General features: G+C 47.5%; 13 protein-coding genes. 4 read left to right on the top strand and 9 right to left on the bottom strand.

The window, feature by feature from the left end; translation table 11 throughout:
* Positions 1–50: 50 nt before the first annotated feature.
* From JRI95_02895 to JRI95_02870, 6 genes are all read right to left on the bottom strand, one after another.
* Positions 51–485 (bottom strand): transcriptional repressor, encoded by a 435-nt coding sequence (locus JRI95_02895; protein ID MBW2060492.1) that lies wholly within the window; start codon positions 483–485, stop codon positions 51–53.
* 22 nt (positions 486–507) lie between these two features.
* Complete coding sequence (locus JRI95_02890) at positions 508–1,368, bottom strand: metal ABC transporter permease (protein ID MBW2060491.1); 861 nt, start codon at positions 1,366–1,368, stop codon at positions 508–510.
* Between the two features lies 1 nt (position 1,369).
* Positions 1,370–2,131 carry a metal ABC transporter ATP-binding protein gene (locus tag JRI95_02885; GenBank protein MBW2060490.1) on the bottom strand — a complete coding sequence of 254 codons (762 nt, stop codon included), beginning with the start codon at positions 2,129–2,131 and terminating at the stop codon, positions 1,370–1,372.
* Between the two features lie 8 nt (positions 2,132–2,139).
* Positions 2,140–2,991, bottom strand: coding sequence for a zinc ABC transporter substrate-binding protein (locus tag JRI95_02880; GenBank protein ID MBW2060489.1), 852 nt, complete (start codon positions 2,989–2,991; stop codon positions 2,140–2,142).
* A 118-nt stretch (positions 2,992–3,109) separates the two neighbouring features.
* Complete coding sequence (locus JRI95_02875; protein MBW2060488.1) at positions 3,110–4,810, bottom strand: hypothetical protein; 1,701 nt, start codon at positions 4,808–4,810, stop codon at positions 3,110–3,112.
* 27 nt (positions 4,811–4,837) lie between these two features.
* Positions 4,838–5,695, bottom strand: a complete 858-nt coding sequence (locus JRI95_02870) for an AAA family ATPase (GenBank protein MBW2060487.1) — start codon at positions 5,693–5,695, stop codon at positions 4,838–4,840.
* Positions 5,696–6,240: 545 nt separating this feature from the next.
* Here JRI95_02870 and JRI95_02865 point away from each other — a divergent pair.
* From JRI95_02865 to JRI95_02855, 3 genes are all read left to right on the top strand, one after another.
* Complete coding sequence (locus JRI95_02865; protein ID MBW2060486.1) at positions 6,241–8,805, top strand: PAS domain S-box protein; 2,565 nt, start codon at positions 6,241–6,243, stop codon at positions 8,803–8,805.
* Between the two features lie 7 nt (positions 8,806–8,812).
* A complete protein-coding gene (locus JRI95_02860; GenBank protein MBW2060485.1) occupies positions 8,813–10,201 on the top strand; it encodes a sigma-54-dependent Fis family transcriptional regulator in 1,389 nt (462 codons plus the stop codon).
* A 480-nt stretch (positions 10,202–10,681) separates the two neighbouring features.
* Positions 10,682–11,161, top strand: coding sequence for a universal stress protein (locus JRI95_02855; protein ID MBW2060484.1), 480 nt, complete (start codon positions 10,682–10,684; stop codon positions 11,159–11,161).
* Positions 11,162–11,246: 85 nt separating this feature from the next.
* On the opposite strand, the gene JRI95_02850 is transcribed toward JRI95_02855, so the two are convergent.
* Positions 11,247–11,555 (bottom strand): hypothetical protein, encoded by a 309-nt coding sequence (locus JRI95_02850; protein ID MBW2060483.1) that lies wholly within the window; start codon positions 11,553–11,555, stop codon positions 11,247–11,249.
* Between the two features lie 214 nt (positions 11,556–11,769).
* Here JRI95_02850 and JRI95_02845 point away from each other — a divergent pair, with 214 nt between their 5' ends.
* Positions 11,770–12,963 carry a cation:proton antiporter gene (locus tag JRI95_02845; GenBank protein MBW2060482.1) on the top strand — a complete coding sequence of 398 codons (1,194 nt, stop codon included), beginning with the start codon at positions 11,770–11,772 and terminating at the stop codon, positions 12,961–12,963.
* Positions 12,964–13,210: 247 nt separating this feature from the next.
* Here JRI95_02845 and nudC read toward each other — a convergent pair whose 3' ends face one another.
* Positions 13,211–14,008, bottom strand: a complete 798-nt coding sequence (gene nudC / locus JRI95_02840) for an NAD(+) diphosphatase (protein MBW2060481.1) — start codon at positions 14,006–14,008, stop codon at positions 13,211–13,213.
* A gap of 95 nt (positions 14,009–14,103) precedes the next feature.
* On the bottom strand, positions 14,104–14,657 hold a 554-nt coding region (locus JRI95_02835; protein ID MBW2060480.1), incomplete at its 5' end, for an alpha/beta fold hydrolase.

Here is a 14,657-nt window from a genome sequence, read left to right as displayed (position 1 = left end):
AATTGAAGTACCGGCTTATTCTCTCACCAGGGTCATCTGGCGTTAATTTTTTAATAGCTCTTAAGGCAGTTACTGCAGGTCCCGTCCAGGCGGATTTCGAATTTTTTAATCGCCCCTGGGAAGGCACGGTTTAGCCGCCTGGTGTCTATCTTTAAATCTTCCGGACTCAAGCACTCCATGGTGCCGCAGGTTGTGCAGTAGAAATGGGCGTGAGGCCGGCCGTGGACCTGTGTGGCCAGCCCATATCGAAATGATCGGTCTCCGGAGCTGATACGCTCCACAAGATGCTTCTCCACAAACAAATCCAGGATACGATAAACAGTGACCTTGTTGATGTTTTTGGTTTTATGAAGCTTTTCCAGGATATCCTGGGCCCGCACCGGAGACGGGCTTTCAGAAATTACCTTAAGAACCGCCAAACGATGCGGCGTGGCAGGTATACCGCAAATATCAAGCAACTCTGCGAAATCAACGCTGACGTTCATAAGCCTTCTCCATATAAGCAAGTCATGAAAGATTTTTAGTCAAGTATTCGGCTTTAGTTTCAGAATTCCATTTGGTTGTCTTGGGCCAAAAACGGCTCAAAAACAAAACGAAAAAGAAGCACGCGGCCGCGACCATGATGATTGAGGCCCCAGAGGTCAGGTTGAAGGTAAAGGAGAGCCAGAGTCCGGTCGAGGAAAAAATCAGGTTAAGGAGGATGGAATAAATCATCATTTGAAGCATTGATCCGGAAAACTTTTCCGCAATATAAGGCGGGATGGTCAAAAGGGCGATGACTAGAATCAGCCCAACGACCTGAACAATCATGACCACGGAAAGAGCGATCATGGCCATGAGCATGAAATAGAGCACTCTGACCGGAACGCCTCGAACCTGGGCGAATTCCTCGTCGTAGGACATGGCTACCAGATCATGATAGAAGTATCCCACGATCAGGATGATCAGGATATTTATGACCAGCATTATCCAGAGATCAGAAGCGGGAACGGTCAGAATACTGCCAAAGAGGTAACTCATCAGGTCCACATTGTATCCCGGTGTCAGATCAATCAAGATCACGCCCAGGCCCATGCCGACCGCCCAGAGGACGCCGATAACCGTGTCTGCCCGGTGTCTTGTCTTCAGGCTGATCATGGCCATGAGGAACGAGACAAAAAGAGAAAACCCCAGGATGCCCACCAGCGGGGACAATCCTAAGAAAAAAGCCAGACCGACCCCGCCGTAGGCCGCATGGGCGATGCCGCCGGAGATAAAAACAATGCGGTTGACAACGACGAATGTACCGATGATCCCGCAGGTAATACCGGCCAGCAGACCAGCCAACAGGGCGTTTCGCATGAATTCAAAACTTAAGGCTTCCAGCATGTCATTCGTCCTCATGGATATGCAAAACGCGATGAGGCATACCGTGGGCTATCAACTCCACCGGGCAGTGGTAAGCCATTTCCAGCATATCCTTGGTGAGTTCCGGGCGATCATGAAAGAAAAGCTTTTCATTAACACAGGCTATGGATTTGATATAGCTTGAAAGCACCATGAAATCGTGACTGACCACCACGATAGTGGTCGTCTTGTTGAGTTCTTTCAGAAACTCATAAAAATCCGTCTGCCCTTTCGTATCTATACTGGCCGTCGGTTCGTCCAAAAAAAGCAGTTCCGGCTGACCGACCATGGCTCTGGCCAGCAGCACCCGCTGTCTTTGCCCGCCGGACAGCTCACCGATGCGCTGTTTGCGGTGTTCCCACATATCAATATGTTCAAGGGTTTCCTGAGCGGCCCTGAGATCGGCCTTGGAAAACCGGCGCCAGCCGCCGCCGCCCCGCATTGTACCCATGAGAACGACCTGCATTACGGTCATCGGAATACTCTGGTTGATACCAATGTCCTGAGGCATGTACCCGGTTCGGGGGGAGACTTCCCTGGGAGAAACGTCTAACACCCGGATGGTCCCCTGATCAGGTTCCAGCAGGCCGAGCATTAGCTTGACCAAGGTGGTCTTGCCGCCGCCGTTCGGCCCAATAATGGCTAAAAAATCCTCCCGGTGAACCCGGAGATGAACGTCTTTAAGAACCGGCGCTCCATTGTAAGAAAACCAGACATTATTGACTTCTATAATCGGGGTATCCATTTTCATCCCTATTTCAGAGCGGTTCTGATTTTTTTGGCCTGCTTCCGTAAATTATCCGCCCAATTTTCTGCCAAAGGATCGGCGAAAACCACCTGCCCGCCGATCTCCCTGGCAATGATTTCAGCGCTTTTAATGGAAAAATGAGGCTGCACAAAGATGATCCTGACGCCGCGTTTTCTGGCGTGTTCGATCAATGCCATCAGCTGAGCGGGTTTTGGTTCTTTGCCTTCTATCTCGATGGGGAGCTGTTTCAGTCCGTAAGCGTCAGCAAAGTATCCCCAGGCCGGATGAAAAACCATGAATTGCATGCCTACATGCCCGTTAAGTATGGATTTCAGTTCGGTATGAATTTCTTCAATTTCTGCGATGAATTTATGGAAGTTGGCCTCGTAGACCATGGCGTTGACCGGATCAAGGGCATACAGGGCTTTAAAGATATTGCCAGCTAGAATTCTGACCGCCGGGGGCGAAAGCCAGACATGGGGATCTTTAATGCCGCCACGAGAATGACCATGGCCTTTCATGGTGCGTTTCTTTATCCCTTCTTCCGTATGCACGACCTGCATCCTGGGATTGATCGCGGCAATCTTTTCCAGCCAGACCTTCTCAAAAGGCGCCCCGATGGCAAAATAAACCCTGGCCTTGGACAGGGCGGCCATCTGGGCTGGTTTGGGTTCATACGTGGCCGGACTGGCGCCGGGTTCAACCATAACGGCAACATCAACCAGGTCCCCACCAATTTTTTGTACAAAATACTTCTGAGGCACGATGCTCACGAAAACCTTCATCGAATCCGCATGGGCATATCCAGCGCAAAGCAGAAAGGCCAATGATATCCCGGACGTGATGAGCCGTTTCATGTTTTTTTCTTTATAAATGTAAATATAAATACAACTAAAAACAATCATGCAACTAAGTTGCATGATTGTCAAGTCTAAACTTCCCTCCGCGATCTTCAGCCTCGATTATATAAATAAACTAATTATTATAAGTCTGGTTGAAGATCTTCTTCTTGAATAACTGCTCCAGGCCCTCGGCCAACAAATTTATATCTTTCATAAAATAGAGACGGCTGGTTGGAAAAGATTGCCTTAAATAATCCTTTGTCTGTCTACTGCAACCACAGCCAATGGTAAACACTTCAATCTTGTTGTCTAGGCAGTATCTGGCCGCCTCGCTGAGAGGCAACCCGCAGTTGGTTGCCCCGTCGGTGATGTGAATGATGATGCTCTTTTGATATTTTTTCTTGAGCCTCATGGCGGCAGCCATAATGGCCTCTCCAGAAGGTGTCCGGCCGGCAGGAGCCACTGAATAGATTTCTCCGCCGCGATAGAGTTGAATTAATTGACATATTTTTTTCTCTTCATTGTAAGCGTATATATCCAGATGATTCTTAAATCCTCTGGCGGCGGCTGCCAGGGAAACAAAGGTCCTTTCTGCGATTTCCCAGGGTACTTGGCTCTGCCCCCTACCAGCCATGGAGGCCGAGGCATCGGTCACGATACAAATTTGCCACATGGGGTCGGAACGGGGGATTTCTTTGTTCTTAAACACCTTTTCGTCAAACGGCACCCTGTAAAGGCGGCGAGCGTCCAACTTGCCTGCTGGCAGTCTCCTTCTGATATACTTTTTTTTTGACCTTCTTATGAGGGCCTTCTGCTTCTTGAAAATTCTTTTAAGGTGTCTTACGATCCTTTCATCAGGCTTGATATTCGTTCTGATCTCACTGCGCGTGAACACGGTTCCCATGGAAGATGCCGCAGGACTCTCCATGGCAACGGCTAGACCCTGGGTCTGGTCGAATCCTTTCCCTTCCATAAGCCGGCTCACCTTTGCAGCAAGATCCTCCTCGAGTCCATCAGTTTCTTGCTTATCCTTTTGTCTTTCTTCTTGCTCATTCCTTCCCATGCTTCTGACATCGAACTTCTCGATCCTGGAGCGCGCCTCATCGAACCAATCAGTTGCATCAGGGTTAAGCGGGTTTTCTTCCCATTGGGAGAGGATTTGAAAAACCTCAGACCACATTCTCAGATAGAGGTCCACTCTCCTGTCCCTCCTTTTTACTGAAGAGGGAAGAGAGATAACCGCCTTGATAGCGGTCGTATAACTGATCAAAATATTCAAAAGGTCCTGAAAATAGTAAGGTAAGTGCTCAGTCTGCTCGCCGACAATGACCTTTCTCCTCCAGATGCTGGCGAGGTTCGACGGACTTGGCAGTGGGGTCGAATTCCTCTTTTCCGTCAGAAGTTCAATCTGCCAGTATTTTGATAAATAGAAGGACCAAACATGCGGCCTGACCAGTTCATGGATATAGATATCCTCCGCAGCATCTATGATACTTGCCAGGTAGGGTTTCACGGATTCAACGAGATCAGGATTTTGTTCAAACACCTTTTCTGTTACTGCGTCAGTCCATTCGGTCGTGGACAGTTCTTCCAGCACAACCTTGCCCACCAGGATGTCAAACCTATGGTGAGGAATGGGGTGCAGGTTTTTAATATCCTCCGCATCCAGAAGAAGAGCGTTCTCACCGGCTTCGACCATCCCTTTCCAAAAAATCGGTTTAGTATTTTGTCCAATATGGCCCGCCACCTTGCGTAAAGCCCTCAAACTCAAGGCAAGCTCAGCTGCTTCATGCTCAGAGCGATTTTTTCGCCAGTATTTCGAATAAGCTTTCATCGCTTTATAATAGGCCGTCCATGCCGGTCACCCTTGCGGGAGAAACAGGATATACTCATCCTCTTTTCCCTCAAATTCTTGAGTTTCGACATGCACGGCCAGGAGCGTTGATTCCAGAGTATCCTTTGATAAATGAAGACTGTAAATCATCGCTTCTTTTAAAGACGCCCCCAGGGAGACAAGCTCTGCGATCATCAAGCTGTGTCTTATCGAGATGCTCATCCCATGCTCATCATTGTTTCTGATGCTATTTACTACTCTTAGAATGCGGTCGGCCTTTGATTCATCCAAGCCGATTTTTCGGACCAAAACCTCCTTCTCCACATCAGGGGGAAGGTATTCGAGATGAATGTGATAAAACCTGTCCTTTAAGGCCGCATCCAGTTCCTCGGTCCCTGTGAAGTCGTCACCCTCATTCATCGTGGCGAAAAAGATGACGCGTGGGGCCACCTCCACAAAACCCAGTTCATCTATCCAGATGCTTCGATCTTCAGACAGAACGGAAAAAAGTTCGTTTAAGGCATAAGGGCTCTCTGACCGGTTTATCTCTTCCAGATGGATGATGCAACCCGGCGTCTGGATGGCTTTGGGAAATAAAAATTCCTGGTAATAAGTCTCGCCCCCTTTCAGTCTTTGCTGACCAAAGAGCTGGCCGGACTCAAGCAGAAGCCCAATTTGAAAGGTAACCAGGGGCCTCTGATAGATATAGGCAAATTGCCTCACAAGCGATGATTTGCCGCATCCTTGGTTCCCGGTTGTAAGTATATTTACCGGATGCTTTTCCGACATCTTTTCAAATCTATCCAAATTTTTCTTGTGATCCCTCAAAATAAAAAAGTTCGGATCAGGCTGAGGGATTTTCAACTGCTTCGATATTTCAGCCATGACATTCCTCTAACAGTGTCTTGAGAACTTTTACCATCAAAAATTAATCCGGCCCCCTAATGACATGAATTAAAACCCCAGGCCGCATGACTGCAAGGCGCCTCAATCCTGAAATCAGGAGAACCGATTATTTCAATTTACATCGGATGGTTCCTTCATAGCAAGAGTTAAGTGTATGCCACTCATCGCGTCGAAAAACCAGGGACAGGAAGCAGTCCTTCAAGGTGAAGGTTTTTTTACTTGCAACTTATTCGCCTTTTCTGGACGTGCTCGTTCTTATTTCCTTCACTCGTATGATGCTTCCTGGTAAAGTTGAGGGCGCACCTAGGACCGGGTATCCCCTTTGCAAGAAGAGACAAAGGTGCTAAACTGAAACTTAATAATCTGGATGATCGTGTTTCCAAGAACATGGTAAAGTGGCTTGTCATGGAGCGGAAGTACTTGCCGGACAGGAATTGAGTTAACCCGGACCGCGAGCTTCAAAAAAGCGATGTCTGGCAATTATGATTTGGATCTACATTATTAAATAAAATCTGGATGCTTTTATGCCAAGGTTGATCATCGGAGTCCTATCATTTTTACTTGGAGCAGTTGTGTTTGGCCTGCTTTACACCTTGCAAAGAATCGTGGTGGAGGCTCCTCTCGTTTTAAAAGGTTACGTTACTCCCGTCCTTTTGGGTGGATGTTTCGGCTTGATCATTGGGTTGTGGAGCTTGAGGCTCAGGCAGGACCAAAGGAAGATAAGGCACCTTAATCTTTCACTGCGGGCTGTACGGAATGTTGACCAGTTTTTGGCCAAGGAAAAAGATCGCTCCAGGCTGCTTCAAGGCATCTGCGATATCCTTATAGAAAATCGAGGGTATTACAACGTTTGGATTGCTTTGTTGGATGAGGCCGGGAAACTGGTTGAGGCTGCCGCGGCCGGGCTAGGTCAGAATTTTTTGCCTATGGTCGAACAGTTGAGGCGTGGTGAATTAACTGACTGCGCGCGTTTAGCGCTGGCTCAATCTGAGGTAGTCTGCATCGAAAATCCAATCTCCACCTGCACGAACTGCCCCTTAGCCTTAAACTACGCTGGCCGGGCGGCCATGACTCTTCGGCTGGCCTACGAAGAAAAAATCTATGGTCTTTTGAGTGCGTCCATTCCAAGGGAATTCATATCAGAAGAGGAAGAGCGAGAGCTTTTAAAGGATGTTGGTGAAGATGTTGCCTCTGCCTTGCGTAATTTCGAACTGGAGAAAGATCGCAAACGAACAAAGGAGGCGGTGAACCAGTTAGCCGCCATTGTGGAATCCTCTGACGACGCCATCATCGGCAAGACGTTGGACGGCGTTATACAAACCTGGAATACTGGTGCGGAAAAGATTTACGGTTACTCGGCTGAAGAGATCATGGGGAAACCCATTTCTATCCTGGTTCCTCCCAAGCATTCTGATGAATTACCGCAGGTTCTGTCGAAAATCAGTCAGGGGGGGAAAGTGGATCGCTTTGAAACCATTCGCGCCCGGAAAGACGGAACACTGCTACCTGTCTCCTTGACCATATCTCCGATCAGAGATGCAGAAGGCAAGGTTGTTGGGACTTCCACGGTGGCCCGGGACATCACGGAACGCAAGCGGGCGGAAGAAGCGCTGCGGGACACGGTTTACAAGCTTAACGAGCGTGTCAAGGAGCTGAATTGTCTCTTTGCCATTTCTCGCTTAGTTGAAAGACCGGGGATTTCTCTCGGGGAGATGCTTCAGGGAGTTGTTTACCTTATTCCTCCTGCCTTGGAGTTTCCAGATATAGCGTGTGCCCGGGTCACCCTGGAAGGTCTGGAAGCAAGGACCAGGAATTTTAAGGAAACTCCTTGGAAGCTGGCTTCTGACGTTATGGTGCATGGTGAGCTGAGCGGTGTTCTGGAGATTTTTTACCTGGAAGAAAGACTGGGGAACAAGGGAAGAACCTTTCTCGACGAAGAGAAAAGCCTTCTCAACGCTATTGCCGGGCGTCTGGGAAGAATCATTGAAAGGGAGAAGGCAGAGGCGGCGGTGCGGATGCGCGAGAAGAGTTTGCGTGATTTGGTGGATAATTCATTAACAGGCATCTTTATCGTTCAGGATGGAAAGATCGTTTACGAGAATCCAGAACAAAAAAGGCTGTTCGGCGATTTGCCTGAATCATTTAACCTTGCAGATTTTGAAAATTTTCATCCGGATGACGTCGAAAAGGTCAAGCAGTTTTTTCAGCGTGTCATTTCCGGGGAAGCCAAGACTTTAGACGCGGATTTCAGGTTTTATCCTGCAGGCAAAATGGGTAGTAAGCCTGATATGAAATGGGTTGATTGCCGGGCTAGCCTGATTGAATATCAAGGCAGGGAAGCGACCCTGTTCAACATGATGGATATGAGTCGGGCCAAGGAGCTGGAAAACCTTCTAACGATAAAAGATAGAATGTCTTCCCTGGGGCGTATTGCCGCTGGCATCGCTCATGAGATAAGGAATCCCCTCTCAGGGATCAACATCTATTTGAACACACTGGAAAAGATTTACGAAAAAGCGGAAAATCTGGAAAAGGTGCCAAAAATTCTGAAACAAATTCAATCCGCTTCCAGCAAGATCGAGTCCGTTATCAAAAGGGTCATGGATTTTTCCAAACCGAGTGAACCTAAATTTGTTTTAGCAGATATCAATCATCCTATCGAAGAAGCCGTTAACCTCTCCTCGGTAAGCTTACGGAGAAGCGGGATTACGATTGAGAAAGCCTTGGCTGAGAACCTGCCCAAGTGCCACATGGATCCACACCTGATCGAAGCGGTGGTTTTAAACCTGGTTACTAATGCCGCTGAAGCCATGAAAAATATAGATGGCATTAGAAAAATAGGAGTGACCTCGTCTATTGAAGATGACCATATTATCGTGAAGGTCTCTGATTCAGGTCCGGGTGTGCCATTAAATCTGAGGAATAAAATTTTTGATCCTTTTTATACCACCAAGACAGACAGCACAGGGATAGGCCTCAGCCTCAATCAAAGAATTATTACTGACCACGGCGGATCTTTGGGAGTATCTACCAGTAAGTGGGGCGGGGCTGAATTCATCATTGAAATTCCAGTTAAAAGGGCCCTTTAAACTGAAAATGATTTCCTTCTCCTTATATGTTATTGACGATGAACAGACTATCAGGGAAGGCATAACCATGGCCCTTGAGTCAGATTATCAGGTGGAGACCTTTCCCGCAGCCGAAGAGGCGATTGAAGCCATCAAAAACAATCCGCCTGACCTGGTTCTGCTCGACATTGGATTGCCAGGCATGAATGGGATTGATGCGCTTCGTGAAATCAAGGCCCTGGATCCTGAGATTGTGATCATCATGATCACCGCCTATGAAGACATCAACACCGTGGTCTCCGCCATGAAACTTGGCGCTTATGATTATGTGGTAAAACCTATCTATATGGATGGCTTGGAGGTGACCATTCAGAATGCCCTCGAAACCGTCAAGCTGAGGAAGGAGGTCAAGCTCCTCCAGGAAACATACCTTGAAGAGAACGTCCCTTGCTTCATCGGGGAAAGCAACGTCATCCAGAACACGATGGAGTTTATAAAGAAGGTCGCTCAAAGCCCGGACACCCCGATTCTTATTCTCGGTGAGACTGGTACAGGTAAAGAACTGATTGCCAGCGCCATTCATTACAGGAGCCCCAATTTCAAGGGCCCTTTAACCGTGGTGAATTGTGCCGCCATCCCAAAAGATCTTATCGCAAGCGAACTCTTCGGGTATGAAAAGGGAGCCTTTAGCGGGGCAAGCGCTACAGGTAAAAAAGGATTGATAGAAGATGCGGCTAATGGGACTCTGTTTCTCGATGAAGTAGGTGATTTGAGTTTAGAGGCCCAGGCAGAGCTTCTCCGATTCCTCGAAGGCGGTGAATTTTATAGAGTTGGCGGAACAAAAAAGTTAAAAATCAAAACCAGAGTGGTCTCAGCGACTAATAAGAATATAGACACCATGATGGACCAAGGTCTGTTCAGAAAAGACCTTTTTTTCCGGTTAGGCGTGGTGAAGGTGAAAGTTCCCTCGCTCAATGAGCGACGGGATGATATTCTTCCTCTGGCCAAATATTTCTTATATGAGTTCAATAAAAAATTTTCAAAAACATTTACAGATATTTCTCCCGAGGCAATACGTGCCTTGGAAAACTACAACTGGACTGGTAATGTGCGTGAAATAAAAAACCTTATTGAAAGAGGAGTGCTGACCGGCCCAGGGCCAGAGCTGACAATCCAAGACCTTGAGCTAGAAGGAGTGAATAAAGGTGAAATGGTGGAGCCAGTTAGGGAGAAACCTGAGTTCCCGCCCATTCCCCCAGCAGGTATTGACATATCCTCCATTCAGAAATCAATGGAAAAGTTCTATATCGAGGAGGCCCTCAGGATGGCTAAGGGAAACGAAAGTAAGGCCGCAAAACTTCTAAATATAAACCACCACACCTTTCGTTACCGCAAAAAAAAATTAGGGATAGATTAAACCTTTCTGTATCATGCCTGCATATTCATCAGTTTCCAAATTAGCCAATTATTCCTCTCAAAAGATATATTTCTTAAATAATGTAAATATTAATATTATTTATATTGAACCGTTTGTTTTGAATTTTTAAGAAGCAGAATTTCGAATTTTTTCTAAATTTGGCTGGATGAAAAAAAATTTCAGGGAATCTACGATGACAACTGTCTGAATTTACAGTCTTTACTAGGATCATCATAAGATGGCACGCTTCATGCCTAGAATGATTTTAAATAGGGTCCTTGTGGTTCCCGGGTGCATTTTCTAAGGAAACAAGGAAGATGCAAGGCTAATCCAAGAAGATTATTTGAAATTATTGGAGGTAAGTAGTAAATAAATAAGTAGAGAATGAGAAATCTATATTGATCTTATGGATGTTATGGCTGGTCAATACCAAGAGAGTAAAATAGTAGCTGTGAATTCCGGATAAAAAAGGAGAATACCATGACGAAATTCAATAAGATATTGTTTCCTGTGGATCTTTCTGAGGCTTCAGCTCATATCGTTTCTTATGTTCAAGATATGGCCGATAAGTTCGAAGCGGAAATTCATGTTGTTTTTGTGGCGCATGTCACCGGATACTACGTCAGTATTGATATGCCTTACGCCTATATGAGCGACTTTGAATCTGAAATTGTAAAAGGCGCTGAAAAAAAGCTTGAAGAATTCATAGCCGCCAGTTTCAAAGATTATCCGGTCAAGGTCAAGGTCGTCTCTGGATATCCTGCCGAGGAGATTCTGAAATACGCTCAGTCACAAGACATTGATCTTATCATCATGGGTACTCACGGCCGAAGGATGATCAAGCGAATTGTATTCGGGAGTGTTGCAAATCATGTTGTTCAAAAATCCCCAATTCCTGTTCTGACTATAAATCCCTACAGGATGTCAACTGAGGAGGCTGCTGCCAGTAGCGAAGACTAACCTGATGAGAAAGGGCTTAAAGGAGTGAGCCGGTTGCTACGCTGGAGATAGCTGCAACCAAGGGGCGCCGTGAAGCAGGGTGTTTCTAGCTGGATATGTATGTTTTGCCAAAGACCTGGAGCTTTATTTGATGCATTCGCGGAAATTTTTTCAGGAAGTTACGCTCGAATATGCGCACAGGTGAATAAAATTCTTTAAAGCGAACAGAAAGGAGAAGCGAAAATGCCAAGAGGAGACGGGACAGGACCGAGCGGCGGAGCTGCCGGCGGAGGCGGAGGCCGAGGCCAAGGGGGCGGAGGCCGAGGCCGACAAGGCGGCCGGGCGGCAGGCCCCGGCGGATTCTGCGTCTGCCCAAACTGCGGCCAAAGAGATCCTCATCAATTGGGGGTTCCATGCTATGATCAGAAATGCAGTAAGTGTGGGACAGTAATGAGCAGAGAATAAACCGTATTATCCATGAGAAAAAACCAGGGCCATGGGCAAGTATCATGACCCTCATACCCTGGGACATAAAGAACCATTATTAATCAGAAAGATTTAATCTTTCTTATCCTTCTAAGTTTGTTCTTGGAAAGCTGAGAGGACAGTGCCAAAGTTTGTAAAGAAAGATGCATGATTCGGCTAGAATAATCATTACTTTAGGTGCGTTATTTCTTTTAGGACTTGCGACTGATCTGATCGGCCGCCGCACTCGATTGCCTCGTGTTACGCTCCTGTTGATTTTTGGTTTCGTGATTGGCCCCTCTGGCTTACACCTGTTGTCTCCAGAAGACGAGCCGTGGTTTTCTGTAGTGACGAACCTGGCCCTGGTCATGATCGGCTTTCTCCTGGGAGAGAAATTTACACTTTCCGCCTTGCGCCAGCATGGCAAACTGGTGCTTTGGTTTTCTGTTTCTGAGGTAGTGATGACGGTCTCGGTGGTCCTGGTCGGTCTGCTCTTGATTGGGGTGCGGGTAGAGATCGCTTTGCTGCTTGCAGGAATCGCTGCAGCCACTGATCCGGCGGCCACGATTGACGTTGTTTACGAAACCAAATCAGATGGTCTGTTCACGCGCACCCTGCTTGGTATTGTAGCCGTTGATGACGTCTGGGGCCTGATTGTTTTCAGCCTCCTGCTTACCGCGGCCCAGGCCTTCGGTGGACATAGTGAAGGCCTGGCCACATTGCTGACCGGTGCCTGGGAGATTGGCGGTGCTATTCTTGTCGGTGTCGGCCTGGGCCTCCCCATGGCCTTCCTGACCGGCCGGATTCGGCCGGGAGAACCCACCTTGGTTGAGGCGCTGGGTTTGGTTTTTTTATGCGGCGGAGTCGCAATGTGGCTTGATGTTTCATTTTTACTGGCCTCGATGGTTCTGGGGGCCGTGGTTGCAAATCTGGCCCACCATCATTCGCGTCCTTTCCATGCCATTGAAGGTATTGAATGGCCTTTTATGATCCTGTTTTTCGTCTTGGCAGGAGCTTCGCTCCAGGCTGGATCGCTCTCGCAGATCGGCTTGCTCGGATTGGCCTATATTATCTTTCGGATTATAGGACGTTTTGTTGGTTCTGTGAGCGGGGGAGTTCTGAGTCAGGCCGACCCGCCATTTAAGCGATGGATGGGAATGGCCTTGATGCCTCAGGCCGGAATCGCCCTGGGCATGGCCCTTCTTGCAGTTGAACGACGTCCAGACCTAGGTGAGATAATCCTCCCTGTTGTCATAGCCTCAACGGTTCTGTTCGAAATAATCGGGCCGTTGTTGACGAGAATTTCACTCGTTTCCCTAAAAGAGGTCGGAACCGGCCCCGCCCGAAACTCGAGTTAGGCCTTTAAGATAAAGATTTCCCAGAGCTTTTTAATGCCGTCCTGATTTTTTTAACTGAAAAAGCTTGAAGATAAAACAGGCACATGGCTGTTATATCAGGCGTGATATATTTATCTGTTTTATAAAATTAGATTCTTCTCCAGATTAATTGATGTCACTTACCGGTTAAAGGCCTGTTTCTTTTCACATGGAAACAGCGATTATCATGAAATCCGTATTTGAATACTAGCCAGGTTGTAATAAGTATCTATTGATAGTTCTGCACGAACCAGTCAATCAGACGCCGGGCGATGCTGATTTTACCAGGAATTTGAGGAAGGTCGTGAGCTGTAAACCAGCCGGCATCTTTAATCTCAGTTTTATCTATCAGTATTTTGCCACCATCATAATCAGCTATAAAGCCAACCATAAGAGAATCCGGGAATGGCCAGGGTTGGCTGCCAAAGTAGCGTATATTTTTCACATCTAGACCAACTTCCTCCTTGACTTCCCTCTTTACACAGTCTTCAAATGTTTCTCCAGGCTCCACAAAGCCGGCCAGCACACTATAGAATCCGGTGGGAAACCGTTCGCTGCGGGCCAGGAGTATCTGGTTTTTTTTAACCACTGCCACGATGATGGCCGGGGAGATTCGTGGATAATTTATAAGCCCGCATTTGAGGCAGATTTTAGCTCTCTCGTCGCTTTTGGTTTCGGTAGGCGCGCCGCATCTGCTGCAATACTGATGTGTTTGATCCCACTTAACGATCTGAAAAGCACGACCGGCTATGTTAAATAAATCCTGTTCAACCTGTTCAAACAGACGCCGCAGCCCTAAAAAGGTCATTCCGGAAGGCGCCGCCGCATCATGGTCTAATTCCCCTGAATAGCACGGGCTGCCGTTAAGTTTACCCAGGTATTGGGTGCGTATTGGCTTCAGGTTTAATGCGGCCAGGTCAGTAAGATACAGGATGGCGGTGACTCCATCCTGCTGTTTGGCCAGAAGCTTGTCTTCACGAAATAAAAACCACCAGGCAGGTCCAGTCCCTTTTGAAGAAGACATCATGGCCGGTATAAAACGCATAGGAGTCTCTTATTATAGAGAAGAGCCGATAAAAAAATTCTATCCTAACCGCCAAAAAAAATCGGTCGTACTGACCGTTACAAACTGTTCATGAAACCAAGCACGGCCTTGTTGAATTCCTCCGGCGCTTCAATGGCAGCGGCATGTCCTGTCGGCAGGATTTTTACCGTCGCGTCCTTGATGGCTTTTTCCATCGAGCTAGCTACATCCACGGCCATAAAGCTATCATGCTCCCCAGCGATAATTAAAGCCGGGCATCTCAATTGGGTCAGGTCCGGCGGGTTGGCCATAGCCTCGGTCATGGCCTGCATAATTGGAAGGTATGGCTTGGGATTATTTTGCAGCTTGACTTCTTTGTATCTTTGAAATGTAGCTGGCTCCTTGTCCTTGAAGCCGGGTGAAAGAGAACGCTCAGCCATGGCGTCAGCGATCGCCTCGATATCATCGGTTTCTATCAAATCCATCATCTGCTCCCGGCGTTCCATCATCTCGGCGATCTGTTCAGGCGAAGGCTGTATGTCTGGCAACATAACGCCGCTGTTGGCGAAGACCAGCCCCGTAACCATTTCAGGATATTTCAACGCAAACTGGAGTCCGATTCGTCCGCCCATGGAGTAACCGAGCACACAGG

Source organism: Deltaproteobacteria bacterium, from assembly GCA_019308995.1.
Taxonomy (GTDB): domain Bacteria; phylum Desulfobacterota; class Desulfarculia; order Adiutricales; family JAFDHD01; genus JAFDHD01.
The sequence above is the reverse complement of the archived record's forward strand: the minus strand, read 5'-3'. Positions and strand labels throughout refer to the sequence as shown.

Bases quoted from the DNA above. Each gene is read 5' to 3' on its own strand.
- JRI95_02890 (MBW2060491.1), bottom strand. From the start codon at position 1,368: ATGCTGGAAGCCTTAAGTTTTGAATTCATGCGAAACGCCCTGTTGGCT.
- JRI95_02870 (MBW2060487.1), bottom strand. From the start codon at position 5,695: ATGGCTGAAATATCGAAGCAGTTGAAAATCCCTCAGCCTGATCCGAAC.
- JRI95_02865 (MBW2060486.1), top strand. From the start codon at position 6,241: ATGCCAAGGTTGATCATCGGAGTCCTATCATTTTTACTTGGAGCAGTT.
- JRI95_02880 (MBW2060489.1), bottom strand. From the start codon at position 2,991: ATGAAACGGCTCATCACGTCCGGGATATCATTGGCCTTTCTGCTTTGC.
- JRI95_02855 (MBW2060484.1), top strand. From the start codon at position 10,682: ATGACGAAATTCAATAAGATATTGTTTCCTGTGGATCTTTCTGAGGCT.
- JRI95_02860 (MBW2060485.1), top strand. From the start codon at position 8,813: ATGATTTCCTTCTCCTTATATGTTATTGACGATGAACAGACTATCAGG.
- JRI95_02845 (MBW2060482.1), top strand. From the start codon at position 11,770: ATGCATGATTCGGCTAGAATAATCATTACTTTAGGTGCGTTATTTCTT.
- JRI95_02885 (MBW2060490.1), bottom strand. From the start codon at position 2,131: ATGGATACCCCGATTATAGAAGTCAATAATGTCTGGTTTTCTTACAAT.
- JRI95_02875 (MBW2060488.1), bottom strand. From the start codon at position 4,810: ATGAAAGCTTATTCGAAATACTGGCGAAAAAATCGCTCTGAGCATGAA.
- JRI95_02850 (MBW2060483.1), bottom strand. From the start codon at position 11,555: ATGGAACCCCCAATTGATGAGGATCTCTTTGGCCGCAGTTTGGGCAGA.
- nudC (MBW2060481.1), bottom strand. From the start codon at position 14,008: ATGATGTCTTCTTCAAAAGGGACTGGACCTGCCTGGTGGTTTTTATTT.
- JRI95_02895 (MBW2060492.1), bottom strand. From the start codon at position 485: ATGAACGTCAGCGTTGATTTCGCAGAGTTGCTTGATATTTGCGGTATA.